Origin of the sequence: Streptomyces sp. NPDC056452, assembly GCF_042796085.1 — a bacterium.
Classification (GTDB): domain Bacteria; phylum Actinomycetota; class Actinomycetes; order Streptomycetales; family Streptomycetaceae; genus Streptomyces.
The window spans coordinates 12,127-36,296 of sequence record NZ_JBHTRI010000018.1; the positions used below are offsets into that span (position 1 = coordinate 12,127).

Consider the following 24,170-nt stretch of genomic DNA (forward strand, 5'->3'; position numbering starts at 1 on the left):
TCTCCGAGCGTACGCCCCGCTCCAGGATCTGGACAGCGTGTCCGGATTCCGGGACGCGGTGCCCAGTGTCCGGGCAGGTGCGGCACCCGCCGGCCCTACGGGACGTCCTGCCCCGTGAGGTAGCGCTGGAGCGTCGGGGCCACCATGGTGATGATCTTCTCCGGGTCCGCCGACGCCAGTGGTTCCGCCTGGATCACATAGCGCAGGATCGCGATCCCGATCATGTGCGAGGCGGCCAGTTCGGCGCGGAAGGTCGGGTCGGGTACGTCCAGGTCCCCCGCGATCCGCTCCAGAAGCCGTCGCAGCACGAAGCCCCGCAGGACCTTCGCGGCCGCCTCGTGCGTGAGCGCGGAGCGCAGGATCGCCAGCATCGGCGCACGGGACACCGGGTTCTCCCAGACGCCGATGAAGTACCGGGCCAGCCGCTCGCCGACGCTGTCCATGGGACCGCCGAGGATCTCGGGGATGACGAGCGCGGGCTCGAAGGAGACCTCGATGGCTGCCGCGAAGACCTCGTCCTTCGTACCGAAGTAGTGGTGGACCAGGGCAGCGTCGACGCCGGCCGCCTTGGCGATGCCGCGCATCGACGTCTTGTCGTAGCCGCGCTCGGCGAATTCGGTACGGGCCGCCTCGAGGATCCGCGTCCGGGCGTCGGGGCCGGCGCTCTTCGCCGTACGGGAAGGGCGGCCCCGGCGGCGGGGAGCCGGGCCGTCCGCGCCCGGGGTCATGAGCGGGGTGCCTGCGCGGAGGACGCCAGGTGGAGCCGGGTGAAAGCGAGCGCCTCCGCGAGGTCGGCCTCGCGTTCGGCCGCTGACATGGCGCGGCGCGTGTTGACCTCGATGACCACATGGCCGTCGAACGCGGTACGGGCGAGGCGCTCCAGCAGTTCCGCACAGGGCTGGTCGCCCCGGCCGGGCACCAGGTGCTCGTCCTTGGCGGAGCCCTTGCCGTCGGCGAGGTGGACGTGGGCGAGGCGGTCGCCCATCCGGTCCACCATCGCCAGGCTGTCGGTCCGTGCGGTCGCGGTGTGCGAGAGGTCCACGGTGAAGTGCCGGTAGTCGTCCTGGGTGACGTCCCAGTCGGGGGCGTACGCGAGCATCTCGCGGTCCCGGTAGCGCCACGGGTACATGTTCTCCACCGCGAACCGCACATCGGTCTCGTCCGCCATGCGCCAGATTCCGCTGACGAAGTCGCGTGCGTAGTTGCGCTGCCAACGGAACGGCGGGTGGACCACCACCGTCGACGCCCCGAGCTTCTCCGCAGCCGCCCTGGCCCGCTGGAGCTTGACCCACGGGTCGGTGGACCAGACCCGCTGCGTGATCAGCAGGCAGGGCGCGTGCACGGCGAGGATCGGGACCTGGTGGTAGTCCGACAGCCGCTTCAGCGCCTCGATGTCCTGGCTGACCGGGTCGGTCCACACCATGACCTCGACGCCGTCGTAGCCCAGGCGCGCAGCGATCTCGAAGGCCGTCGCCGTCGACTCCGGATAGACCGAAGCAGTCGACAGGGCGACCTTCGCATCCGGGATGCGCACCACTGGTTCTGCCACGGAGACAGGGTACGGGCAGCGGTACGCGTCGAAGAGGGACCCCGGCTGAAAGTGAGAAGGGCCATGACCCCCGGGACGGGGGATCAGTCGAGTGCGACCTGGCCGGTCGGGAGGTGGTCCAGGCGGCGCAGGATGACTCCCTCACGCAGCGCCCAGGGGCAGATCTCCAGCTCCTCGACCCCGAACAGGTCCATCGCCCCTTCGGCGACCAGCGCCCCGGCCAGCAGCTGCGCGGCCCTCCCCTCGGCCACCCCGGGCAGGTGGCCCCGCTGCTCGACGGTCATCGCCGCCAGCTTCGGCACCCACTCCTCCAGCGCCTTGCGGGTGAGGACGCGCTGGACGTACAGGCCCTCCGCGGAGCGTGCGGCGCCCGCGATCCTGGCGAGCTGCTTGAAGGTCTTGGACGTCCCGACGACATGGTCCGGCGGGCCCAGCCGGGTGAACTCGCCGACCGTGCGGGCGATGCCGGCCCGGACGTGGCGGCGCAGCATCCGTACGTCCGTCGCGGCCGGCGGATCACCGGGCAGCCAGCTCGCGGTGAGGCGCCCGGCGCCGAGCGGCAGCGAGACGGCGGCATCGGGCTCCTCGTCCATCCCGTAGCCGACCTCCAGCGAACCGCCGCCGATGTCCAGCACCAGCAGCTTCCCCGCCGACCAGCCGAACCAGCGGCGCGCGGCCAGGAAGGTCAGCCGGGCCTCCTCCTCGCCGCTCAGTACGGCCAGGGCGATGCCCGTCTCCTCCCGCACCCGGGCCAGCACCTGGTCCGCGTTGCTCGCCTCGCGCACGGCGGACGTGGCGAACGCGAGTACGTCCTCGCAGCCCTTGTCCTCGGCGGCCCGCAGCGCGTCGGTGACCGTCGACACGAGCCGGTCGACGCCCTCGGGGCCGATCGCCCCGTCCATGTCGAGGAGTTCGGCCAGCCGCAGCTCCGCCTTGTGCGAGTGTGCGGGCAGCGGGCGGGCGCCGGGGTGCGCGTCGACCACCAGCAGATGAACCGTGTTCGACCCCACGTCGAGGACTCCGAGTCTCATACCCGGAACGCTACTGCTCCGGTCGGTCTTACTCTTGGCCCGTGCCAAAGACGAAAAAGGCGAAGCCGGACAAAGTCACGAAGAAGCAGAAGATGAAGCAGGAGATGCAGCAGCCGGAAGCAAAGGGGCCCGGCGGGCCCGATGAGAAGGGGCTCGACTTCGCGCGGGCCTGGGTCGAGTTTCCCGACCCCGCCGACGACGAGCAGATCTTCCGTTGCGATCTGACCTGGCTGACGTCCAGGTGGACCTGCATCTTCGGCAGCGGCTGCCAGGGCATCCAGGCGGGCCGTGCGGACGACGGGTGCTGCACGCTGGGCGCGCACTTCTCGGACGAGGACGACGAGAAGCGGGTGGCCGGACACGTCGCCCGGCTCACGCCCGACCTGTGGCAGTTCCACGACGTCGGCACGGAGACGGGCTGGGTCGGTGTCGACGAGGACGGCGAACGCCAGACGCGGCGCTGGGAGGGCTCCTGCATCTTCCAGAACCGTCCCGGTTTCGAGGGTGGCGCGGGCTGCTCGCTGCACATCCTGGCGCTGCGGGAGGGCAAGGAGCCGCTGGAGACCAAGCCCGACGTGTGCTGGCAGCTGCCGGTCCGGCGTACCTACGACTGGATCGACCGGCCCGACGACACGCGCGTGCTCCAGGTCTCGATCGGGGAGTACGACCGCCGGGGCTGGGGTCCCGGCGGCCACGATCTGCACTGGTGGTGCACCTCGGCGACGTCGGCCCACGGGGCCGGGGATCCGGTCTACGTGACCTACCGTCCGGAGCTCGTCGAGCTGATGGGCAAGCAGGCGTACGACCGGCTGGTCGAGCTGTGCGAGGAGCGGCTGTCGTCGCTGCTGCCGATGGCGCCGCATCCGGCCGATCCGGTCTGATCCGGGCCTTCTCCGGGTCTGCATCCGGGTCTGATCCGGGTCTGATCCGGCCGGTCCGCCCCGGAGGCGCGTGTCCGGCTGCGCAGCTCCGACCTGTGTGATCGCGGCCCGGTGCGCGGTGGACAAACGTTCCGCCGCCCACCGGGCCGTGTGCTGTCCGTCAGTCCGTCGGCTCGGGGCTGCCCCCGGGATCCGTCGTCGCACCGGACGGACCGGGTGTGGGCGACGGCGGGTCGGTGGCGGGCGGCGTCGGATCCGGGGAGTCCGTCGGGTCCGGGGTCGGATCCGACGGGCCGGGAGTCGGCTCCGTGGGGTCCGGGGTCGGGTCGGGCGTCGGCGAGGACGGCGAAGGCTCGGGGGAGCCGGAGGGCGGATCCGGGTCCGGGTCCGGGCTTCCCGGCGGCGGCACCGTGGCGCCGTACCCGCTGATCGCGACCACGGCGCCCGACGGGGCGAGCACGATGTGCGCGCTCCACGGTCCCGACGGTTCCGCCGCGTGGTTCACGAGGGCGTGGATGGTGACGCTCCGCCCCGGGGCGATCGTGCCGGAGGAACGGCTGAGGTACAGCCACGGCACATCCGCCCGTGCCGACCAGGCGACGGCTTCGGTGCCGGTCGCGGTCAGGGTGATCGTCGTACGGCCGCCGGAGGAGCGGGCCGCGACCCTGAGCGCTCCGGGTCCGTGCCTGCCGCTGCCGGCACTGATCACCTCGGCCGAGACGTCCGGCCTCCGGCCTGCGTCGGCGAAGCGGCCGTCGGCGTCGGGACGGGCGTTGCCCGCGTTCTCGTAGTGGTCGTACGGATCGCCTTCGAGCCCGGCTCCCCCGTCCACCTCCGTCGCGGTCACCGAGGAGGACCCGTCGCGGCCCTCTCCGGTCAGCGGTGCGCCCCGGTAGGCGGCCCACAGTGCGATCACGGGGGCGGCGACGACCGTCGCCACGACCGTCGTCGTCACGACCCGGGCGCGCAGCCGGTCCCGGCGCGCGGCATGGTCCTTCGGGTCGAGGGGGAAGCCTGTCCGGCCGAAGCGCGGGGTACCCGACCGGGACCGCCGGGCGTGAACCAGGGCGACGCTCACCGAGGGGCGGGGCGCCTCGAGGACCGTCAGCGCGGTGGCCGGGGTGACGGTCGCGCCGGGCCACGGTCCGGCGGCACCCGCCCGTTCGGCGGCGCCGCGGCACCGGGGGCAGTCGTCGACGTGCCGGACGAGCTCGCGGCGCATGGCCGCGGACAGCAGGACCCGGTGGGTGCCGGTGAGCCGGGCGACGGTGGGGCAGTTCCCGGTCTCGACGACCGCGAGGGCGGCGCGGGTGCGCTCCACCTCGCAGGCCGCGGCGGCCAGGAGCTCCCGGGCGGTGGCGGGTTCCAGGCCGAGGACGGCGGCGACGGCGCGCGGGGTCAGCCGGTGACGAACGGCGAGCTCCAGCGCCTCGCGCTGTTCGGGGGTGGTGCCCGCGGCCTCCGGCCAGGCGAGCTGGGCGAGTTCGCGCCGGCGCGCTTCGGCGGCGGGGGATTCGGCGTGGCCCGGGGCGACCGCTTCCTCCGGGGTGGCGCCGGCGGCTGGTAACGGGGGCGGCTGGGTGGCCGTCCGGCGGTGGGCCTGGCGGCCCCGCTTCTGCTCCGTGAGCGTGCGCAGGCACATCCACCTGGCCAGGGCGTACAGCCAGGATTTACGTTCCTCCTCGGCTGCGGGGCACCGGCCGTCCTGACGCTCCGCGATCGCGAGGACGGCGCCGAGCGCCTCCGTGGCCGCCTCGTGGTCGCACAGCACGGAGAGGCAGTAGGTGAACAGGCCGTCGAGATACGGCTCGTAACGTGCGGACGATCGCTGTGCCGCCGGGCTGGGCCCGCGGCGGTGCGCCCGGGGTGCGCCGGTGGTGTGTAGGGGTGTCTCCAGCCTGCTGCTCGTCACCTGGCGACCGTAGGCAGACGAAGGTGCGCCCTTAGCACCCCTTCCACACATTTAATCCTTACGGGTGAACGTATCCCTCGAAAGGGGACAGGAATCCCGGATTCAGATGGAAATACCGCATCGTGCACATGTTCGTCACCCGTGACTCCGGTCGACTGGTCGGCACTGTCGGACCACCCCTATACGGTGACGCCATGGCTGCCCGTACGAAATCCGCGAAGGACCGGCCGTCCTACCGCTGCACCGAATGCGGCTGGACGACCGCCAAGTGGCTCGGCCGCTGCCCCGAATGCCAGGCCTGGGGGACGGTCGAGGAGTTCGGCGGCGCCCCTGCCGTGCGCACCACGGCCGCAGGCCGCGTCTCCACGGCCGCCGTGCCCATCGGGCAGGTCGACAGCCGCCAGGCCACGGCGCGCTCGACCGGGGTGAGCGAGCTGGACCGGGTGCTCGGAGGCGGGCTCGTGCCGGGCGCCGTCGTGCTGCTCGCGGGCGAACCGGGCGTCGGGAAGTCGACGCTGCTGCTGGACGTGGCGGCGAAGGCGGCGAGCGACGAACACCGCACGCTGTACGTCACGGCGGAGGAGTCCGCGAGCCAGGTGCGGATGCGGGCCGACCGCATCAGGGCGATCAACGATCACCTGTATCTGGCCGCGGAGACCGACCTGTCGGCCGTTCTCGGCCATCTGGACGCGGTCAAGCCCTCCCTCCTCGTCCTCGACTCCGTACAGACGGTCGCCTCACCGGAGATCGAGGGCGCACCCGGCGGCATGGCGCAGGTCCGCGAGGTCGCGGGCGCCCTCATCCGGGCCTCCAAGGAACGCGGCATGTCCACGCTGCTGGTCGGCCACGTCACCAAGGACGGCGCGATCGCCGGGCCGCGGCTCCTGGAGCACCTCGTCGATGTCGTGCTGTCCTTCGAGGGCGACCGGCACGCCCGCCTCCGTCTGGTGCGGGGCGTCAAGAACAGGTACGGGGCCACGGACGAGGTCGGCTGCTTCGAGCTGCACGACGAGGGCATCACCGGCCTCGCCGATCCTTCCGGCCTCTTCCTCACCCGGCGCGACGAGCCGGTTCCCGGCACCTGCCTGACCGTCACCCTGGAGGGCAAGCGCCCTCTCGTCGCGGAGGTCCAGGCGCTGACGGTCGATTCGCAGATCCCCTCGCCCCGGCGCACGACCTCGGGCCTGGAGACCTCCCGCGTCTCGATGATGCTGGCGGTTCTCGAGCAGCGCGGCAGAATCAGCGCGCTCGGCAAGCGGGACATCTACAGCGCGACGGTCGGCGGCGTGAAGCTCACCGAGCCCGCCGCGGACCTCGCGATCGCACTGGCGCTGGCCAGTGCGGCGAGCGACACCCCCCTCCCGAAGAACCTCGTCGCGATCGGCGAAGTGGGCCTCGCGGGGGAGGTCAGAAGGGTTACGGGGGTCCAGCGCAGGCTCGCCGAGGCGTACCGTCTCGGGTTCAAGCACGCCCTGGTCCCGAGGGACCCCGGGCAGGTCCCGGCCGGTATGAAGGTCACGGAAGTCGCCGACATGGGCGATGCTCTGAGAGTCCTCCCGCGCAGGTCTCGCTCGGACGGACCACAGGAGGACGGCGCACGCCGGTAGACTTTGCCCTGGTCTCGCCCGCCCGTACGAACGGCATGAGGGACGCAAGGGCACCGCAAACCTGTGACCGGAGGAGTGCAGTGGCAGCCAACGACCGGGCAGCATCGCCCGGAAAGTCCGGCCAAGGCACCGGTAACGAGGCGCTGATGCGCGCCTCGTTGAGCGCAGTGGCGCCCGGTATGGCCCTGCGGGACGGCCTGGAGCGCATTCTCCGGGGCAACACCGGCGGGCTGATTGTCCTCGGCATGGACAAAACCGTCGAATCCATGTGTACCGGTGGATTCGTACTGGATGTGGAGTTCACCGCGACGCGGCTGCGCGAGCTGGCCAAGCTGGACGGCGCGCTGATCCTCGACAAGGACATGACCAAGATCCTGCGGGCCGGAGTACAGCTGGTCCCGGACGCCTCGATCCCCACCGAGGAGACCGGCACCCGCCACCGCACGGCGGACCGGGTCTCCAAAGCGTGTGTGTACCCGGTCGTCTCGGTCTCCCAGTCGATGCACCTGATCGCCTTGTACGTGGACGGGGAGCGCAGGGTCCTGGAGGAGTCCTCCGCGATCCTGTCCCGTGCCAACCAGGCGCTCGCCACGCTGGAGCGGTACAAGCTCCGGCTCGACGAGGTCGCCGGGACGCTCTCCGCGCTGGAGATCGAGGACCTGGTGACCGTCCGGGACGTGACGGCGGTTGCGCAGCGGCTGGAAATGGTGCGCAGGATCGCCACCGAGATCGCCGAGTACGTGGTGGAGCTGGGCACCGACGGCAGGCTCCTGTCGCTCCAGCTCGACGAGTTGATCGCGGGCGTGGAGCCCGAGCGGGAGCTGGTCGTACGGGACTACGTGCCCGAACCGACGGCGAAGCGGTCCCGCACGGTCGCCGAGGCGCTGACCGAGCTGGACGCGCTCTCGCACACGGAGCTGCTCGAACTCCCGGTGGTGGCACGGGCGCTGGGATACAGCGGCTCCCCCGAGACGCTGGACTCCGCGGTCTCGCCGCGCGGCTTCAGGCTGCTGGCGAAGGTGCCGCGGCTGCCGGGAGCGATCATCGAGCGGCTGGTGGAGCACTTCGGCGGTCTGCAGAAGCTGCTCGCCGCGAGCGTCGACGACCTCCAGACGGTGGACGGGGTCGGCGAGGCGCGGGCACGGAGCGTGCGGGAGGGGCTCTCGCGACTGGCGGAGTCCTCGATCCTGGAGCGGTACGTCTAGCCGGACCCGAACGTCCGGGGGGAGCCGGGAGAGTCGGACCGCGACAGTCCGACCCGAGGGGCGCACGGAGCGGCCATCCGGACCGGGTGGCCGGCCCGGTGGCCCGATCGGTGCCTGCCGGGCGGGCGCCGGTCCTGCCGGTCAGTCCTTGGCGAGGACGAACGAGGCACGCTGGAGCGGCTCGCCCGGAGCCTTCGCCTCGAGCAGATACGTACCGGGGGCCGCCTTGCCCGGGGGCGGTGTCGCGCACCGGGGCGCGCTCTTCTTCCGGTCCCATTCCACGGTGTGGACGACGGTCGACCCTGCCGGGACCTTCAGGAACACCGCGCCGCCCGACGGGCAGTCCTTGGAGGACCACACCTGCTCGTCGTTGCCGCCGGCCTCGGTGATGGTGAGCACCGCGCTCTTCGGCCCGAAGTCGGCCTTGCAGTCGCTGCCCGAGGTGTTCTTGGCCGTCAGCCTGAACTTCGGCTTGTCGTCGGGGCCGTAGCTGATCTCCGTACGGAGGCTCAACTGCAGTACGGAGGGCGCGCAGTTGGGGAGCGAGGAGCCGGCCGGTACCTGTTCGCCCGTGGTCCCGCCGCCACCCGTTCCCGTGCCGGCCGCCGAGCCGTCCGATCCGCCCGAACCGGAGCCGGCGTCACCGCCCGCCCCGCCGTCGCCGTTGCTCCCGTCGGAACCCGCGTCGGCTGCACCTTCGCCGCTCCCGCCGGAGTCCGACTCGTCGCGTCCGCCCGGCTGTTGGCTGATTGCCGGTCCTGAACCGGAGGGTCCCGGGGTGATGGAGGGGGCGGGATCGTGGTCGCCGGGCTTCGCGTCGTCCTTCGTCCCGCCGCCGCCACCCGAGGTGACGGCCCATGCGACCAGCGCCGCGAGCAGCGCGATCACCATCGCCGCAACTGCCCTCCGCCGCCAGTAGATGCTGGAGGGAAGCGGCCCGACCGGATTGCGCATAGATCCCACGGCGCAAACTGTACGAGAGATCCGGACCAACTCCGGCCCCACCCGCCGCTCTGATCCTCAAGTTTTCCGGATCATCATCACGCAGGGGCCGTTCCCGGCCACTTCCGGCCACTTTGCACCGCACGGAGGACTCCCGGGGCGTCCTCGAGGGGTCCGGAGGGACCAGAAGGGTCAGAACGGGTGGCGTTATCACTCCCTGAGCCCTCAGCCGGGCCGACACCCCCGTGACCGTGCCCCATGTCCTGCCTTCCGTGCCAGGATCGTGGGTGCGATGACTGCCACGACTTCGACACACACGCCCCCCGCCTCCCTCCACACCCCCGTCATCGGGTGGTTCGAGCAGCACGCCCGCGATCTGCCCTGGCGCCGCCCCGAAGCGGGCGCCTGGGGTGTGATGGTGAGCGAGTTCATGCTGCAGCAGACTCCCGTGAACCGGGTCCTCCCGGTGTACGAGCAATGGATGGCCCGCTGGCCGCGCCCCGCAGACCTGGCCGCCGACGCGCCAGGTGAAGCGGTCCGCGCCTGGGGCCGGCTCGGCTACCCGCGACGTGCCCTGCGCCTGCACGGGGCCGCGCAGGCGATAACGGAACGCCACGGCGGCGACGTACCCAGCGAGCACAACCAGCTGCTCGCGCTGCCCGGGATCGGTGAGTACACGGCCGCTGCCGTGGCCTCGTTCGCGTACGGACAGCGTCATGCCGTGCTCGACACGAACGTCCGCCGGGTGTTCGCCCGCGCCGCCTCCGGCATCCAGTACCCGCCGAACGCCACCACGGCGGCCGAGCGCAAGCTCGCCCGCGCACTGCTCCCCGAGGAGGACGAGCGCGCGGCCCGCTGGGCCGCGGCCACGATGGAACTCGGCGCACTCGTGTGCACCGCGAAGAACGAGGACTGCACGCGCTGCCCGATCGCCGGACAGTGCGCCTGGCGGCTGGCCGGCAAGCCCGCGCACCAGGGACCGCCGCGCCGCGGCCAGACCTACGCGGGTACGGACCGGCAGGTGCGGGGCCGGCTGCTCGCCGTTCTGCGCGAGGCGGTGACGCCTGTGCCGCAGTCCGCGCTGGACGCGGTGTGGGAGGAACCGGTGCAGCGCGCGCGTGCCCTCGACGGACTGGTCGCCGACGGACTGGTCGAACCCCTGCCGGGCGGCCAGTACCGGCTGCCCCTGACCTGACCCCACACCGGCGGACCGGGCTGTCCAGCGGCTGTTACACAACCGATGGACAGCCGTGCGTCCGCGTACGGCTCCTCCGCACACCCTCGTGACAACGCCTCCGTAGCGTCTGCGACGTCAGCGAACGGGACCACCTGCTGACCAGCGGTACCACGGGGATTCACGGGGACGGAGGCGGTTGTTATGGCGCAGGGCGAGGTGCTCGAATTCGAGGAGTACGTGCGCACCAGGCAGGACGCGCTGCTGCGCAGCGCGCGCCGGCTGGTTCCGGACCCGGTGGACGCGCAGGACCTGCTGCAGACCGCCCTGGTCCGCACCCTCGGCCGGTGGGACGGGATCGCCGACAAGTCCCTCGCCGACGCCTATCTGCGCCGCGTCATGATCAATACGCGTACGGAGTGGTGGCGGGCCCGGAAGCTCGACGAGGTACCCACCGAGCAGCTGCCCGACGCGAGCGTCGACGACGGTTCCGAGCAGCGCGCCGACCGTGCTCTGCTCATCGACGTCCTGGGTGTCCTGGCTCCCAAGCAGCGCAGCGTCGTCGTGCTGCGACACTGGGAGCAGATGAGCACCGAAGAGACGGCTGCGGCGCTCGGCATGTCGGCCGGTACGGTGAAGAGCACGCTGCACCGCGCCCTGGCCAGACTGCGCCAGGAGCTGGAGGACCGTGCCGCCCGGAGCCGCGAGGCCGAGGGAACACCGGCGCGGATACCGGCGCAGCCGGACAGGCGTCATGACGAGCGGGGGCGGGAGCGGTGCGCGGCCTGACAGGCAGCGGTACGGCGGCCGGCCGGGGCAGTGGGCTCCGGGCCGGTCTGGCGGCGGGAGGTACGGCCATGGCCGGGCTCGCCGCCTTCGGGCTGTTCTGCGCCGGCTGTTCCACCGGCGGTACGGGCACCCGGGACGAGGGGCCCGCGGGCACCCAGCCGGTGGCTCAGGTGACGCCTTCGAACGTGCCGCCCACCGGCACGGCGAAGGCCGCCGCGCCGGTCAACGCCGTACAGCTCGTCAAGCGTGACCCCGAGGTGAGCCGGCGGATCAGCAGCGATCTGAGGCCCTGCACCGGTGACGAGTACCCGGTGGACACCTCGTACGGCTCGATCACCGACGGCCCCGCACCCGATGTCGTGGTCAACGTGATGACCTGCGGCGATTCGGTGGGGGTCGGCACCTACGTCTACCGGCAGCGCGCGGACGGTTCGTACGAGAACGTCTTCGCCGCCGAGATACCCGCGGTCTACGGCACCATCGACCGCGGTGACCTCGTGGTGACGACCCAGGTGTACGGCTCGAAGGACGCGGTCGCCTACCCGTCCGGCGAGGACGTGATCACCTACCGCTGGTCGGCCGGCCGGTTCACCGAGACCGACCGGGTGCACAACGACTTCAACCGGGCCGTCGGCAACGGGGACGGAGAACTTCCCGCCCCGCCGACGACGCAGAACTGAGAGCCCGCATGGCCGAGACCCATGTCCTCTTCGTCGAGGACGACGACGTCATCCGCGAGGCCACCCAGCTCGCACTGGAGCGGGTCGGCTTCACGGTCACCGCGATGCCCGACGGCCTGCTGGGCCTGGAGGCCTTCCGGGCGGACCGGCCGGACATCGCCCTGCTCGATGTGATGGTGCCGGGTCTGGACGGGGTGAGCCTGTGCCGCCGCATCCGCGACGAGTCGACCGTGCCCGTGATCATGCTGTCCGCGCGGGCCGACTCGATCGACGTGGTGCTCGGCCTGGAGGCCGGGGCGGACGACTACGTCACCAAACCCTTCGACGGAGCGGTGCTGGTCGCCCGGATCCGCGCCGTACTGCGCCGGTTCGGCCACGCCTCGGGCGGGCAGGGCGGCGCCACGGCTGCCGAGCCGTCGCACGGGACGGGCGGGGCACTGGTCTTCGGTGATCTGGAGATCGACACCGAAGGCATGGAGGTACGGCGGTCAGGCGCGCAGGTCGGTCTGACGCCGACCGAGATGCGGCTGCTGCTGGAGTTCTCGTCCGCGCCCGGCACCGTGCTCTCCCGGGACAAGCTCCTGGAGCGGGTCTGGGACTACGGCTGGGGCGGTGACACCCGGGTCGTGGACGTCCATGTGCAGCGGCTGCGCACCAAGATCGGGCAGGACCGGATCGAGACGGTCCGCGGCTTCGGCTACAAGTTCCGCGCATGAAGCGGCTCGCACTGCGGACCGGTGTCCGCTGGAAGATCAGCATCGCGATCGCCGCGGTCGGCGCACTCATCGCGGTGGCCCTGAGCCTCGTCGTCCACAACGCCGCGCGCGTCTCGATGCTGGAGAACGCCCGCGAGGTGCAGCTGGAACGGCTGCTGTTCGCCCAGCGGCTGTACGAGGCGTCGAACACGCAGAAGCCGTCGCCCAAGTTCGGCGCCAAACTCAACGACCCCGCGATGCCCTCCAGCCTGCGGGACCAGGTCCGGAACAACCGGCGCGCCACCCACGTCGACGAGTTCGCGGGAGGAGTGCCCGACGTCTGGGCGGCCGTACCGCTCGCGAACGGTGACGTCCTCTCGCTCCACACACGCTTCGCCGACCGCAACGCCACGATCATGGGCGACCTCGACCGCGCCCTCGTCATCGGCTCGGTCTCGGTCGTCTTCGGCGGGTGCGCCCTGGGGGTACTCATCGGCGGCCAGCTGTCACGCAGACTGCGCAAGGCCGCGGCTGCGGCGGGCAAGGTGGCCCAGGGGAACACGGATGTACGGGTACGGGAGGCCGTCGGCGGCGTCGTACGGGACGAGACCGATGAGCTGGCCCGCGCGGTCGACGCCCTCACGGACGCGCTGAACGAACGGATCGAGGCGGAACGCCGGGTCACGGCGGACATCGCCCATGAGCTGCGCACCCCGGTGACCGGACTGCTCACGGCGGCCGAACTGCTGCCGCCGGGGCGCCCGACCGAGCTCGTACGGGACCGGGCACAGGCGATGCGGACCCTGGTCGAGGACGTGCTGGAGGTCGCCCGGCTGGACAGCGCCTCGGAGCGGGCCGAGCTGCAGGAACTGCCGCTCGGCGAATTCGTGAGCCGCCGGGTCGCCCTGCTGGATCCGGAGATCACGGTCCAGGTGGTGCACGAGTCCTGGGTGTCCACGGATCCGCGGCGCCTGGAACGCATCCTGGGCAATCTGCTGGGGAACGCCGCCAAGCACGGGGCGGGCCCGGTCGAGCTCACCGTCGAGGGCAGGGTCGTGCGGGTCCGCGATCACGGGCCCGGTTTCCCGGAGGCGCTGCTGCGGGAGGGGCCGAGCCGGTTCCGTACCGGCAGCAGTGACCGGGCCGGCCGCGGGCACGGTCTGGGGCTGACGATCGCCGCAGGGCAGGCGCGGGTCCTCGGTGCCCGGCTCACCTTCCGCAACGCTGCGCCCGCCGGGGCTGCGGACGGTGCGGGCGGGGCCATCGCCGTGCTGTGGCTGCCCGAGCACGCGCCGACGAACACCGGGAGCTTCCCGGTCCTGCAGCAGTCGGGGCAGCAGACCAAGGACTGACGGCTGGGCCGCTCCGGAAAGGGGTGGGCCGCCGCCCAGGAGACGGGTGGGCCCCGGAGGCATCACGCCTCCGGGGCCCCACACGTCGTACAGCCGCTCAGACGGTCTGCGACTCCTTGGCCGCCGATGCCTGCGGCGGTGCCGCGTCCTCGGCCGGAGCGGCCTCCGGCTTCTCGGTGCCCCGCAGCGGGACCTCCTTGACGAACAGCGCCGCCACTAGGGCCAGCACCGCGATCGAGCCGCCGAGCAGGAAGGCGATGTGCGTTCCCGAGGACACCGCGAACTCGTACGCCTGCCGCATCTCGTCCGGCAGCTTCGCCAGGCTCGCCGCATCCAGCTGGGCGGACTTCTCGGTGGCTCCCCCGCCGCCGCGCGCCGCCATCTCGTCCTGGACCCGCCCGGTGAACAGGGCACCCATGATCGCGACTCCGAAGGAGCTGCCGAGCGTGCGGAAGAGGGTGGTCGCGGAGGAGGCGACGCCCATGTCCTTCAGCTCGACGCTGTTCTGCGCGACGAGCATGGTGATCTGCATCAGGAAGCCCATGCCGGCACCGAGCACCGCCATGTAGACACCGGAGGTGAAACGCGTGGTGCCGGTGTCCATGGTGGAGAGGAGGAACAGGCCCGCGACCATCAGGATGCTGCCCACGATCGGGAACACCTTGTACTTGCCGGTGCTGGTGGTGACCCGGCCGGCGATCAGCGAGACGATCATCATCGCGATCAGCATCGGCAGGAGCAGCAGTCCGGAGTTGGTCGCGGAGGCCCCCTGCACCGACTGCTGGAACAGCGGCAGGAAGAGCACCGCACCGAACATCACGAAGCCGGCGACGAAGCCGACGATCGACATGAGCGTGAAGTTGCGGTTGCGGAAGATGTGCAACGGGATGATCGGCTCCGCCGCCTTCGTCTCGACGAAGACGAAGCCGACGAGGGAGGCCACGCCGAGGGCGATGAGCTCCATGATCACGGCCGAGCCCCAGGCGTACTCCGAACCGCCCCAGGTGGTGACCAGCACGATCGCGGTGATGCCTACGGTGAGCAGCGCGGCGCCCAGGTAGTCGACCTTCGCCTTCGTGCGCTCCTTCTTGGGCAGGTGCAGCACCGCGGTGACCATGGCCAGCGCGACCGCGCCCAGCGGCAGGTTGATGTAGAAGCTCCAGCGCCAGCCCAGGTGGTCGGTGATGGTGCCGCCGACGAGCGGCCCGCCGATCATGGCGATCGCCATCACGCCCGCCATCATGCCCTGGTACTTGCCCCGCTCCCGGGGCGGCACCAGATCACCGATGATCGCCATGACGCCGACCATCAGACCACCGGCGCCGAGGCCCTGGATCGCCCGGAAACCGATGAGCTGGCCCATGTCCTGGGCCATTCCGCTCAGCACCGAGCCGACCAGGAAGATCACGATGGACGTGAGGAAGATGCCCTTGCGCCCGTACATGTCGCCGAGCTTGCCCCAGATGGGCGTGGAGGCCGCCGTGGCCAGCGTGTAGGCCGTGACCACCCAGGCCAGATGTTCCATGCCGCCCAGGTCGCCGACGATCGTCGGCATCGCGGTGCCGACGATCAGGTTGTCGAGCATGGCCAGCAGCATCGCGATCATCAGGGCGAGAACGACCACCCGGACGCTGCGTGGCTGTGGTTCCGCTTTCCCGGCCGACGCCGCTTTTTTCAGATCCGCCATGTCCCGTACTCCCCTGATCCCCTGCTGTCCGGTCCGCCACCGGATCCGGCACTTACTTGCCGCCCGGCTAGTTGGCTACACTGAGGAAAGTAGACCCGTAACTAGCCGGGCGTCAAGTAAGTTCTTGGGAGAGTCGCATGGGCAGCAGGCCGCAGCCGCGCCGGGGCAACACCCGGCAGCGCATCCAGGACGTGGCCCTCGACCTGTTCGCCGAACAGGGATACGAGAAGACCTCTCTCCGCGAGATCGCCGAGCAGCTGGACGTCACCAAAGCGGCGCTGTACTACCACTTCAAGACCAAGGAAGACATCCTCAACAGCATCTTCGAGGACCTGAACCAGCCCGTCGAGGAGCTCCTCGCCTGGGGCAAGGAACAGCCGCGCACCCTGGAGACGAAGAAGGAGATCCTGGTCCGCTACAGCGAGGCGCTCAACCGCGCCGCCCCGCTCTTCCGCTTCATGCAGGAGAACCAGGCGACCGTGCGCGATCTGAGCATCGGCCACACGATCAAGCACCGGGTCATCGCCCTGGTGGACCTGATCAAGGAACCCGACGCCCCGCTCACCGACCAGGTGCGCTGCTTCACCGCACTCTTCGCGATGCACGCGGGGATGCTCGCCCTCAGAGACGCCGAAGGCGACCCCGAGGAGAAGCGCAAGGCTGCTCTCGAGGTCGCCATCGAACTGGTGACCAAGGCCCATGACCCGGGGCCTGCCGCTTAGCCGCTACCGGCATCGCGGGCACTCCATCAGATGTGGACGTGCTCGGCCTTCAGGTAGGAGACCGGGTTGATCGCCGAACCGTAGTTCGGGGTGGTCCGGATCTCGAAGTGCAGGTGCGGGCCGCTGGAGTTTCCGGTGTTGCCGGACAGGGCGATCTTCTCGCCCGTCTTCACGCGGTCGCCGATGTTCACTTCGATCTTGGACAGGTGCGCGTACTGCGAGTACTTGCCGTTGGAGTGCTTGATCACGATGGCGTTGCCGTACGCGGGACCGTCGCCGCCGCCGTTCGGGCCGGCCTTGACGACCCGGCCGGAGTGCGCGGCCTCGACCTTGGTGCCGATCGGCACCGCGAAGTCCTGGCCGGAGTGCTTGCTGGCCCAGCGGTCGCCGCCGGTGCCGTAGGTCGCGCTCAGCACGTAGTGGTTGACCGGGGCCTCCCACGACGCGGCCTTCTTCTTCGCAGCCGCGGCCTTCTTCTTGGCTGCGGCCTTCTTCTCGGCCTTCTTGTCGGCCGAAGCCTTCTTGGCGGCCTCAGCGGCCTTGCCCTGGGCGGTCGCCTGCTGGGCAACGGACTGGGCCGTGGCCGCACCGGCGAGAGCCGCGGTGCCCGCAGTGCCCGTCGTACCGGACGCGAACGCCGCGCCCGCACCGAACACCATCGACGCACCCAGGCCTGCGGCCACGACGGCGCCACTGACGCGGGACATGGACGGGCGGCGGGAGTGCTGGAACGTAACGCGCTTCGACATACGGGGAGAACCTCCGGGGTGCTGGGACCCGGCACTCGGACCGGGCTTGCTCCACCTTGGTAACCCGGATCGCCCAGAACACTCAAACCCCCCATCTACGAAGAAAAGCCGTAGACAGACCCTGCGGGAATCGCTTCCCGGCCCGCGCGAGGACGTCCGCGCAAACCTACCCAAACATGCTCGAATCAGGATCTCGGAACAGGTTTAGGCCCAGCCCCAAAGGCCCCTTTGCGGACATTGGGCGGCGATCCGGGCGGTTTCGCCCCATCCGCCGAAGGTCCCGACCGCTCCGGGGACGAAGGTCCCTTGAGCGATCAAGGACTTTGCTCCTACCGCTCGTAGTAGGCCCAAATCGGCTGTGCGCCTTGTCACCGCCGGTGGGACCTATGGCCCTCCGTTTCGGGACCTTCGCGACGGGGTATGGCGAGGCGTTTTCGCGGGGTCCCGGCCCCTTTTCGGGGCCCGTCACCGGTGGGACCGGGCGTCCAGTACGGGGGAACGGCCACCCGACACCCGCGGACCGCCGCCCACCACGCGGGGAACGGGCGCCCAGCATCCGCGGTCCGGCCGCCCACCACGCAGGGAAACGGGCGCCGCGCCCCGGGAAACAGCCGCCGGGCCCGGGCTCCGGGGAACGGCCACCCAGCATCCGCGGTCCGGCCGCCCACCACCTGAGGGGAAGGGCCACCACCCGAAACCGGTGGTGTCCGCCCCCTAGGCCTCTGGGCCCCTGGGGACGGGCGCCCTGCTCCCGATGCCCGACCGCCCGAATCCCGTCGTGCCCGGCCCTCGGCCGCCGGCCCCTGGGGACGGCTCACCCGACACCCTGGGGCCGGGCCCGACCGCAGTCAGGCCCGGGATTCCGGCGGTCGAGGCCGCAATCCCGGGCCTGGACCCCAGGCGGGTGTACGTGCGCCCAGGCCCGGAGCACACGCGGTTCGGCGCATGCCCGATACCCAGGGGCACACGCGGTCCGGCCCATGCCCGGTATCCAGGGGCACACGCGGTCCGGCCCATGCCCGGTATCCAGGGGCACACGGCCGGTCTCACGCCCCCATGGCTCGCGTACGCCCGCCTGCGCCGCACCTACGCACGCATGGCCCTCCCTGCGGCGGGCCGGCCCCAGGCCCCGTGGCCACACGCCGAACCGCGCCCCGGGACACAGAAAGGGGCTGCCCCGGACCGTTGACCGGTCCGGGGCAGCCCCTTCTGCGTGCTCAGGCGCTACGCGCCCTTACGCTTCCTTCGTCAGGTTCGGGCCGGCGCCACCGGCCGCCTGCTCGATCGGCGGGACGTCGGGCAGTGCCGACTTCTCCTCGCCACGGAACGAGAACTTCTTCTCGTCCCCCTCGCCCTCGGTGTCCACGACCACGATGTGACCGGGGCGCAGCTCTCCGAAGAGGATCTTCTCGGAGAGGATGTCCTCGATCTCGCGCTGGATCGTCCGGCGCAGCGGCCGGGCGCCCATCACGGGGTCGTAGCCCTTCTTCGCCAGCAGCGACTTGGCGTTCGGGCTGAGCTCGAGACCCATGTCGCGGTCCTTGAGGCGCTCATCCACCTTGTCGACCATCAGGTCGACGATCTGGATGATGTCCTCCTCGGTCAGCTGGTGGAAGACGACCGTGTCATCGACACGGTTGAGGAACTCGGGCCGGAAGTGCTGCTTGAGCTCTTCGTTGACCTTGACCTTCATCCGCTCGTAGTTCGTCTTCACATCGCCCTGGGCGGCGAAGCCCAGGTTGAAGCCCTTGGAGATGTCCCGGGTCCCGAGGTTGGTCGTCATGATGATGACCGTGTTCTTGAAGTCCACGACCCGGCCCTGGGAGTCGGTCAGACGACCGTCTTCCAGAATCTGGAGCAGGGAATTGAAGATATCGGGGTGGGCCTTCTCGACCTCGTCGAAGAGAACGACGGAGAACGGCTTGCGGCGCACCTTCTCGGTGAGCTGGCCACCCTCCTCGTAACCCACGTAACCGGGGGGCGAACCGAAGAGGCGGGAAACCGTGTGCTTCTCGCTGAACTCCGACATGTCGAGGGAGATCAGCGCGTCCTCGTCACCGAAGAGGAATTCGGCGAGCGTCTTGGAGAGCTCGGTCTTACCGACACCGGACGGGCCGGCGAAGATGAACGAGCCACCGGGGCGCTTCGGGTCCTTCAGGCCTGCTCGCGTACGGCGGATCGCCTGCGAGAGGGCCTTGATGGCGTCCTTCTGGCCGATGACGCGCTTGTGGAGCTCGTCCTCCATGCGCAGCAGACGCGAGGACTCCTCCTCCGTCAGCTTGAAGACCGGGATGCCGGTGGCGGTGGCCAGGACTTCGGCGATGAGCTCGCCGTCGACCTCGGCGACGACGTCCATGTCGCCGGCCTTCCACTCCTTCTCCCGCTTGGCCTTCGCCGCCAGCAGCTGCTTCTCCTTGTCCCGGAGGGACGCTGCCTTCTCGAAGTCCTGGGAGTCGATCGCCGACTCCTTGTCACGGCGCACGCCCGCGATCTTCTCGTCGAACTCGCGGAGGTCCGGCGGCGCGGTCATCCGGCGGATGCGCATCCGGGAACCGGCCTCGTCGATCAGGTCGATCGCCTTGTCCGGCAGGAAGCGGTCCGAGATGTAGCGGTCGGCCAGGGTGGCGGCCTGCACCAGCGCCTCGTCCGTGATGGAGACCCTGTGGTGGGCCTCGTAACGGTCGCGCAGACCCTTGAGGATCTCGATGGTGTGCGGCAGCGACGGCTCCGCGACCTGGATGGGCTGGAAGCGGCGCTCGAGTGCGGCGTCCTTCTCCAGGTGCTTGCGGTACTCGTCGAGCGTGGTCGCACCGATGGTCTGGAGCTCGCCTCGCGCCAGCATGGGCTTGAGGATGCTCGCCGCGTCGATCGCGCCCTCGGCGGCGCCCGCACCCACCAGGGTGTGGAGCTCGTCGATGAACAGGATGATGTCGCCGCGGGTGCGGATCTCCTTGAGGACCTTCTTCAGGCGCTCCTCGAAGTCACCGCGGTAGCGGGAGCCTGCGACCAGCGCACCGAGGTCGAGGGTGTAGAGGTGCTTGTCCTTGAGGGTCTCGGGCACCTCGCCCTTGACGATGGCCTGCGCCAGGCCCTCGACGACCGCCGTCTTGCCGACGCCGGGCTCGCCGATGAGGACCGGGTTGTTCTTGGTCCGGCGGGACAGCACCTGCATGACCCGCTCGATCTCCTTCTCGCGCCCGATGACCGGGTCGAGCTTGGACTCACGAGCGGCCTGGGTGAGGTTCCGGCCGAACTGGTCGAGCACCAGGGACGTGGAGGGCGTGCCCTCCGCGGGGCCGCCTGCAGTGGCCGCCTCCTTGCCTCCCGAGTACCCGGAGAGCAGCTGGATGACCTGCTGCCGCACCCGGTTCAGGTCGGCGCCCAGCTTCACGAGGACCTGGGCTGCGACGCCCTCGCCCTCGCGGATCAGGCCGAGCAGGATGTGCTCGGTGCCGATGTAGTTGTGGCCGAGCTGAAGGGCCTCGCGGAGCGACAGCTCCAGGACCTTCTTCGCCCGGGGAGTGAAGGGGATGTGCCCGGACGGGGCCTGCTGGCCCTGACCGATGATCTCCTCCACCTGCTGGCGGACCGCCTCGAGCGAAATCCCGAGGCTCTCCAGGGCCTTAGCGGCGACACCCTCACCCTCGTGGATCAGGCCCAGGAGGATGTGCTCGGTGCCGATGTAGTTGTGGTTGAGCATCCGGGCTTCTTCCTGAGCCAGGACGACAACCCGCCGCGCGCGGTCGGTGAACCTCTCGAACATCGTTAATCGCTCCTCAGAGCGGTCAGGCAGTAAGGGGTAGGTCCCCTCCCTGTCCTTCCGCAGCTTAGTCCCGCAAGCGGGGACCGCTCATTTCAACTGCCGACACCCGTCGATGGCCTCCTGCCCCGAACGCCGACAACTGCTCCAACCCGATGGTGCGAGACGATGTTCCCGCAGGCCAGGCAGATAGCCCTTTCGCCAGTACGCCGATGGCGAACGTGAGACGTTTTTACCTGCGTGTCGCCCCTTCTCACTAGGGATGTCTTACCCGCACTCACTGACAGTCCATGCGGCGCACCCCCGTTCCCTCCGCTACGGGCGAACAACTTCACGCTCCCGAATGCTCCCGTACGCCCCCATCACGGACACGAAGAGCAGTCGATCATGAACTGTGCGTAACCCTGGACCCGGTTCGGCGGTTCATCGGTCATGGCTCCCACCGTCCCGCCTCCCCGCTCGTCGCCCGAAGCCGACGCCTGCGCGCGGTGGTACGCGACGGAGCTCGACTGGGCCACGGCGGGAACAGCGCCTGTGCGGCTGCTGACCGGGCTGCGCTTCGACGTGCTGGAGCTGCCTGCCGCGGCTGGTCACGCGACACTGCGCCGGGTGGGGCGCACCGGCCCCGTGGCAGTGGCCGGGCAGCGGATGTGGCTGCTGGTGGCCGCCGGGAGCGCCGACGAGTTGCCGGGGCTGCTGGACTGGCTGGAGTGGAGCGGTATCGCTCTCGACCTGGCCGCCATCGGCGCGGGCGGGCGCATCGACGCCCCTGCGCCGCCCGACGGGGCGGGAGGCTCGGCGGGGGCCGCGTTCTGGCTGCGGCCCCCCGAACCGCGCCAGGAGGTGGAGCCGCGGCTCCCGGCTCTGGCCGGCCTCGGGAGCAGGGGTGGGGATGCTCCCGATCTCGTACGACTGGTGGACGCGGCAGCGACCGAATGCCACCGGGTCCGGCTCACGCATGCCCGGACGCTGTTGTCCCATCGGCCGACAGGTCAGCCGTTGGCCTTCTCGTAAGCCTCGCGGATCTCGGCCGGAACACGGCCGCGGTCATTCACATTGTGGCCGTTCTCGCGGGCCCACTTACGGATCTCCGCAGTGTCCTTGTTGCCACCCGCAACGGCACGGCCCTTGCCGCGGCCGGTCGCTGCGCGACCACCCGTGCGACGGCCACTCCGGGCGTAGGGCTCGAGAAGACCACGGAGCTTGTCCGCGTTGCTCGTCGTGAGGTCGATCTCGTACGTCTTGCCATCAAGAGCGAACGTGACGGTCTCGTCCGCCTCGCCACCGTCGAGGTCATCAACAAGAAGGACCTGAACCTTCTGTGCCACCGGATTTCCTTTCATCGAAAATGCAGTACGCGGAAAGGAAACCGCTTTTCCCCGGAAAACACAAACCCCTGGGAGACGTTCAGTAGCACAAGAACACGGGAAACGTGCGCGATTCGGACATAGGGTTCCGATGTCCAGTCCCGGTCACAGGTGCAGAAGCATCCGACTGTTGCCCAAGGTGTTCGGCTTCACTCGTTCGAGACCGAGGAACTCGGCGACACCCTCGTCATAGGAACGCAGCAGCTCGCTGTAGACATCTCCGTCGACCGGCGTCTCTCCGATCTCGGTGAAGCCGTGCTTCGCGAAGAAGTCGACTTCGAAGGTGAGACAGAAAACCCGGCGGACGCCCAGCCAGCGTGCGGTCTGCAAGAGCTTGTCCAGAACTTGGTGGCCTACTCCCGCGCCCTTGATGCCGTGGTCGACGGCGAGAGTACGCACTTCGGCGAGGTCTTCCCACATCACGTGGAGTGCGCCGCAGCCGATGACACGGGCGTCCTCATCACGTTCGGCGACCCAGAACTCCTGGATGTCCTCGTAAAGCGTCACCGTCGCTTTGTCGAGCAGGATGCCTTCGGCGACGTAGCCGTCAAGCAGGCCGCGGACGGATGCCACATCGCTCGTCCTGGCACGCCGGACGGTGATGGCGAGTTTCCCAACCGACGGGTCGGTAGGAAAATCTGTATGCGGCTCGGTTTGCGGCAGCTCTGGAGACATGCCCCCGACGCTATCGCCCGATCTCCGGCGGTGCTTCATCGGCCGGTACCGCGTCATCCGGCGGGGTTGCGGACGGTTCGGGGAAGACCGGCGAGACCATGCGCACCGCATCCTGGAGAGCCTCGCGCTGCTCGGCGGACATCATGCCGAAGAAGGCGACCAGAGCGGCCGCCGGGTTGTCGCTGAGGGACCAGGCTTCGTTCATCAGTGCGGCCGAGTACGCGGCCCGGGTGGAGACCGCCGTATATCGATATGCCCGGCCATCGACTTCTCGGCGCACCCAGCCCTTCTGATGGAGATTGTCCATTACCGTCATCACGGTCGTGTATGCGATGGACCTCTCCTGCTGAAGGTCCTCGAGAACTTCCCGCACGGTGACCGGACGGTTCCATTGCCAGACCCGTGTCATCACGGCGTCTTCCAGCTCTCCCAATTGGCGAGGCACAGCGTCACCTTAGTGCTAGATGTCTGGAATGAGCCATTTATCGAGACGGCAAAAGGGCGCACAGCTCCTCAGGAGCCGTACGCCCTTCTTGGCCTGGTCCGGATCAGACGCCGTCGGCCCGCGGGGCCTGCTGCAGCGATTCGGTGCGGGCGGCCGCCGCGTCCACGGCCGCGTCCTCCTTGGCCTTGTTCGGACCGCCCTGGCTCTTGACGATCGTCACGACAAGACCGATGAAGAAGGCGGCCATCACCACGGGGGGCACGAGCGCGGATACGTAGTCCATGCCGTCCAGGGTAGCGAGCCCGGCATTCCGGTCCCTCTCGGGCACCCCGTAGGAGCCCTAGGACACGGCGCGTTCCTCGGGCGGGGGTGCGGGCGCCGGACGGCGCCGGGGCGGGAAGACCTCGGACGGCTTGGGCATGGGGCGCTCACCGGGGGCCGCCGGGCGGGACGGCGTGGCGGGCCGGGCCGGGGTCTTGGGGCGCTCGGGTTCCTTGGCCGCCGCGAGGCCGCCGGGCAGGGCGAGCAGCCGGCTGCGCGGCGCGGGCGTCGTCGCGGGCACGGCGCGTCCGGCGAGGCGGGCCCGAACCGAGCGTTCCGCGAGCACCTGGCAGCGCTCCAGGAGCGCCGCCGCGACCGGTCCTGCGCGCAGTGCGCGCAGGGCGGCCAGATCGTCGGGACGGGGGTCGTAGCCGGCGGCGAGGGCGTCCTGCAGGAGCTCCAGGTAGCCGCTGAGCGAGCCGGGGAGTGCGTCGCGGTACCGGGCGAGATCGGCGAGGAGGAACGCGCGCAGCCTGCCTGCCTCGCTCACCGCCTCGTCCACCGCGGCGGCGAGCCGCAGGCAGTCCTGGACGTCGTCTTCCGGCAGGGACGTGGGGTGGAGGGCATGGGCGAGAGCACGTCGGAGCACTCGCAGCTCGTCCGCACCGAACGCCATGCCGCCGCGTG

23 protein-coding genes are annotated in these 24,170 nt (G+C 70.3%); 10 read left to right on the forward strand and 13 right to left on the reverse strand.

Features of this window, described 5'->3' with window-relative positions:
- Positions 1 to 95: 95 nt before the first annotated feature.
- From ACFQ6X_RS18830 to ACFQ6X_RS18840, 3 genes are all read right to left on the reverse strand, one after another.
- Entirely contained in the window at positions 96 to 728 is a 633-nt protein-coding gene (locus ACFQ6X_RS18830; protein WP_383182820.1) for a TetR family transcriptional regulator, read from the reverse strand.
- The gene (locus ACFQ6X_RS18835; RefSeq protein WP_351179196.1) at positions 725 to 1,549 is read right to left on the reverse strand and encodes a sugar phosphate isomerase/epimerase; all 825 of its coding nucleotides are present in this window, start codon (positions 1,547 to 1,549) and stop codon (positions 725 to 727) included. Before ACFQ6X_RS18835 ends, ACFQ6X_RS18830 begins: the two co-directional genes overlap by 4 nt.
- A gap of 83 nt (positions 1,550 to 1,632) precedes the next feature.
- Positions 1,633 to 2,580 (reverse strand): Ppx/GppA phosphatase family protein, encoded by a 948-nt coding sequence (locus ACFQ6X_RS18840; RefSeq protein ID WP_329209827.1) that lies wholly within the window; start codon positions 2,578 to 2,580, stop codon positions 1,633 to 1,635.
- A 41-nt stretch (positions 2,581 to 2,621) separates the two neighbouring features.
- On the opposite strand from ACFQ6X_RS18840, the gene ACFQ6X_RS18845 reads away from it, so the two are divergent.
- Entirely contained in the window at positions 2,622 to 3,461 is an 840-nt protein-coding gene (locus ACFQ6X_RS18845) for a hypothetical protein (RefSeq protein WP_329209825.1), read from the forward strand.
- A 160-nt stretch (positions 3,462 to 3,621) separates the two neighbouring features.
- Here the strand turns inward: ACFQ6X_RS18845 and ACFQ6X_RS18850 are convergent, their stop codons facing one another.
- The gene (locus ACFQ6X_RS18850) at positions 3,622 to 5,424 is read right to left on the reverse strand and encodes an RNA polymerase sigma factor (RefSeq protein WP_383182823.1); all 1,803 of its coding nucleotides are present in this window, start codon (positions 5,422 to 5,424) and stop codon (positions 3,622 to 3,624) included.
- 143 nt (positions 5,425 to 5,567) lie between these two features.
- Here ACFQ6X_RS18850 and radA point away from each other — a divergent pair, with 143 nt between their 5' ends.
- Complete coding sequence (gene radA / locus ACFQ6X_RS18855; protein ID WP_329209821.1) at positions 5,568 to 6,980, forward strand: DNA repair protein RadA; 1,413 nt, start codon at positions 5,568 to 5,570, stop codon at positions 6,978 to 6,980.
- An 80-nt stretch (positions 6,981 to 7,060) separates the two neighbouring features.
- The gene (disA, locus tag ACFQ6X_RS18860) at positions 7,061 to 8,185 is read left to right on the forward strand and encodes a DNA integrity scanning diadenylate cyclase DisA (RefSeq protein ID WP_351178271.1); all 1,125 of its coding nucleotides are present in this window, start codon (positions 7,061 to 7,063) and stop codon (positions 8,183 to 8,185) included.
- A gap of 141 nt (positions 8,186 to 8,326) precedes the next feature.
- On the opposite strand, the gene ACFQ6X_RS18865 is transcribed toward disA, so the two are convergent.
- A complete protein-coding gene (locus ACFQ6X_RS18865) occupies positions 8,327 to 9,148 on the reverse strand; it encodes a hypothetical protein (protein ID WP_383182825.1) in 822 nt (273 codons plus the stop codon).
- A gap of 271 nt (positions 9,149 to 9,419) precedes the next feature.
- Here ACFQ6X_RS18865 and ACFQ6X_RS18870 point away from each other — a divergent pair, with 271 nt between their 5' ends.
- From ACFQ6X_RS18870 to cseC, 5 genes are all read left to right on the forward strand, one after another.
- Entirely contained in the window at positions 9,420 to 10,322 is a 903-nt protein-coding gene (locus tag ACFQ6X_RS18870) for an A/G-specific adenine glycosylase (RefSeq protein ID WP_329209815.1), read from the forward strand.
- Between the two features lie 183 nt (positions 10,323 to 10,505).
- A complete protein-coding gene (locus ACFQ6X_RS18875; protein WP_356416505.1) occupies positions 10,506 to 11,090 on the forward strand; it encodes a SigE family RNA polymerase sigma factor in 585 nt (194 codons plus the stop codon).
- Positions 11,078 to 11,770, forward strand: a complete 693-nt coding sequence (locus tag ACFQ6X_RS18880) for a hypothetical protein (RefSeq protein WP_383182827.1) — start codon at positions 11,078 to 11,080, stop codon at positions 11,768 to 11,770. The genes ACFQ6X_RS18875 and ACFQ6X_RS18880 overlap by 13 nt, the downstream gene beginning before the upstream one ends.
- 8 nt (positions 11,771 to 11,778) lie before the next feature.
- A complete protein-coding gene (gene cseB, locus ACFQ6X_RS18885) occupies positions 11,779 to 12,486 on the forward strand; it encodes a two-component system response regulator CseB (protein ID WP_383182829.1) in 708 nt (235 codons plus the stop codon).
- The gene (gene cseC / locus ACFQ6X_RS18890) at positions 12,483 to 13,817 is read left to right on the forward strand and encodes a two-component system sensor histidine kinase CseC (RefSeq protein WP_383182831.1); all 1,335 of its coding nucleotides are present in this window, start codon (positions 12,483 to 12,485) and stop codon (positions 13,815 to 13,817) included. Before cseB ends, cseC begins: the two co-directional genes overlap by 4 nt.
- 97 nt (positions 13,818 to 13,914) lie before the next feature.
- Here cseC and ACFQ6X_RS18895 read toward each other — a convergent pair whose 3' ends face one another.
- A complete protein-coding gene (locus ACFQ6X_RS18895) occupies positions 13,915 to 15,504 on the reverse strand; it encodes an MDR family MFS transporter (protein WP_383182833.1) in 1,590 nt (529 codons plus the stop codon).
- 137 nt (positions 15,505 to 15,641) lie between these two features.
- Between ACFQ6X_RS18895 and ACFQ6X_RS18900 the strand changes: the two genes are divergently transcribed.
- Complete coding sequence (locus ACFQ6X_RS18900; protein ID WP_329209808.1) at positions 15,642 to 16,226, forward strand: TetR/AcrR family transcriptional regulator; 585 nt, start codon at positions 15,642 to 15,644, stop codon at positions 16,224 to 16,226.
- Positions 16,227 to 16,252: 26 nt separating this feature from the next.
- Here ACFQ6X_RS18900 and ACFQ6X_RS18905 read toward each other — a convergent pair whose 3' ends face one another.
- Positions 16,253 to 16,975 carry a M23 family metallopeptidase gene (locus ACFQ6X_RS18905; protein WP_383182835.1) on the reverse strand — a complete coding sequence of 241 codons (723 nt, stop codon included), beginning with the start codon at positions 16,973 to 16,975 and terminating at the stop codon, positions 16,253 to 16,255.
- Positions 16,976 to 18,209: 1,234 nt separating this feature from the next.
- Positions 18,210 to 20,738, reverse strand: coding sequence for an ATP-dependent Clp protease ATP-binding subunit (locus ACFQ6X_RS18910; protein ID WP_329209806.1), 2,529 nt, complete (start codon positions 20,736 to 20,738; stop codon positions 18,210 to 18,212).
- A gap of 429 nt (positions 20,739 to 21,167) precedes the next feature.
- On the opposite strand from ACFQ6X_RS18910, the gene ACFQ6X_RS18915 reads away from it, so the two are divergent.
- On the forward strand, positions 21,168 to 21,749 hold the full coding sequence (locus tag ACFQ6X_RS18915; RefSeq protein ID WP_383182837.1) for an SCO3374 family protein: 582 nt from the start codon (positions 21,168 to 21,170) through the stop codon (positions 21,747 to 21,749).
- Here ACFQ6X_RS18915 and ACFQ6X_RS18920 read toward each other — a convergent pair.
- From ACFQ6X_RS18920 to ACFQ6X_RS18940, 5 genes are all read right to left on the reverse strand, one after another.
- Positions 21,728 to 22,063, reverse strand: a complete 336-nt coding sequence (locus ACFQ6X_RS18920; RefSeq protein WP_329209803.1) for an Lsr2 family protein — start codon at positions 22,061 to 22,063, stop codon at positions 21,728 to 21,730. The two genes, ACFQ6X_RS18915 and ACFQ6X_RS18920, sit on opposite strands and share 22 nt — an antisense overlap.
- Before the next feature lie 144 nt (positions 22,064 to 22,207).
- On the reverse strand, positions 22,208 to 22,777 hold the full coding sequence (locus tag ACFQ6X_RS18925) for an amino-acid N-acetyltransferase (RefSeq protein WP_383182839.1): 570 nt from the start codon (positions 22,775 to 22,777) through the stop codon (positions 22,208 to 22,210).
- A 10-nt stretch (positions 22,778 to 22,787) separates the two neighbouring features.
- Positions 22,788 to 23,222 (reverse strand): BlaI/MecI/CopY family transcriptional regulator, encoded by a 435-nt coding sequence (locus ACFQ6X_RS18930; RefSeq protein ID WP_329209799.1) that lies wholly within the window; start codon positions 23,220 to 23,222, stop codon positions 22,788 to 22,790.
- A 103-nt stretch (positions 23,223 to 23,325) separates the two neighbouring features.
- Entirely contained in the window at positions 23,326 to 23,505 is a 180-nt protein-coding gene (locus ACFQ6X_RS18935; RefSeq protein ID WP_329209797.1) for a hypothetical protein, read from the reverse strand.
- Between the two features lie 57 nt (positions 23,506 to 23,562).
- The gene (locus ACFQ6X_RS18940; RefSeq protein WP_383183014.1) at positions 23,563 to 24,159 is read right to left on the reverse strand and encodes a hypothetical protein; all 597 of its coding nucleotides are present in this window, start codon (positions 24,157 to 24,159) and stop codon (positions 23,563 to 23,565) included.
- Positions 24,160 to 24,170 lie beyond the last annotated feature (11 nt).

Coding starts and splice junctions, on each gene's coding strand:
- ACFQ6X_RS18915 (WP_383182837.1), top strand. CDS start 21,168: ATGGCTCCCACCGTCCCGCCTCCCCGCTCGTCGCCCGAAGCCGACGCC.
- ACFQ6X_RS18910 (WP_329209806.1), bottom strand. CDS start 20,738: ATGTTCGAGAGGTTCACCGACCGCGCGCGGCGGGTTGTCGTCCTGGCT.
- ACFQ6X_RS18840 (WP_329209827.1), bottom strand. CDS start 2,580: ATGAGACTCGGAGTCCTCGACGTGGGGTCGAACACGGTTCATCTGCTG.
- cseC (WP_383182831.1), top strand. CDS start 12,483: ATGAAGCGGCTCGCACTGCGGACCGGTGTCCGCTGGAAGATCAGCATC.
- ACFQ6X_RS18850 (WP_383182823.1), bottom strand. CDS start 5,424: ATGTGTGGAAGGGGTGCTAAGGGCGCACCTTCGTCTGCCTACGGTCGC.
- ACFQ6X_RS18830 (WP_383182820.1), bottom strand. CDS start 728: ATGACCCCGGGCGCGGACGGCCCGGCTCCCCGCCGCCGGGGCCGCCCT.
- ACFQ6X_RS18905 (WP_383182835.1), bottom strand. CDS start 16,975: ATGTCGAAGCGCGTTACGTTCCAGCACTCCCGCCGCCCGTCCATGTCC.
- ACFQ6X_RS18940 (WP_383183014.1), bottom strand. CDS start 24,159: ATGGCGTTCGGTGCGGACGAGCTGCGAGTGCTCCGACGTGCTCTCGCC.
- ACFQ6X_RS18870 (WP_329209815.1), top strand. CDS start 9,420: ATGACTGCCACGACTTCGACACACACGCCCCCCGCCTCCCTCCACACC.
- ACFQ6X_RS18875 (WP_356416505.1), top strand. CDS start 10,506: ATGGCGCAGGGCGAGGTGCTCGAATTCGAGGAGTACGTGCGCACCAGG.
- radA (WP_329209821.1), top strand. CDS start 5,568: ATGGCTGCCCGTACGAAATCCGCGAAGGACCGGCCGTCCTACCGCTGC.
- ACFQ6X_RS18895 (WP_383182833.1), bottom strand. CDS start 15,504: ATGGCGGATCTGAAAAAAGCGGCGTCGGCCGGGAAAGCGGAACCACAG.
- ACFQ6X_RS18925 (WP_383182839.1), bottom strand. CDS start 22,777: ATGTCTCCAGAGCTGCCGCAAACCGAGCCGCATACAGATTTTCCTACC.
- ACFQ6X_RS18935 (WP_329209797.1), bottom strand. CDS start 23,505: ATGGACTACGTATCCGCGCTCGTGCCCCCCGTGGTGATGGCCGCCTTC.
- ACFQ6X_RS18900 (WP_329209808.1), top strand. CDS start 15,642: ATGGGCAGCAGGCCGCAGCCGCGCCGGGGCAACACCCGGCAGCGCATC.
- cseB (WP_383182829.1), top strand. CDS start 11,779: ATGGCCGAGACCCATGTCCTCTTCGTCGAGGACGACGACGTCATCCGC.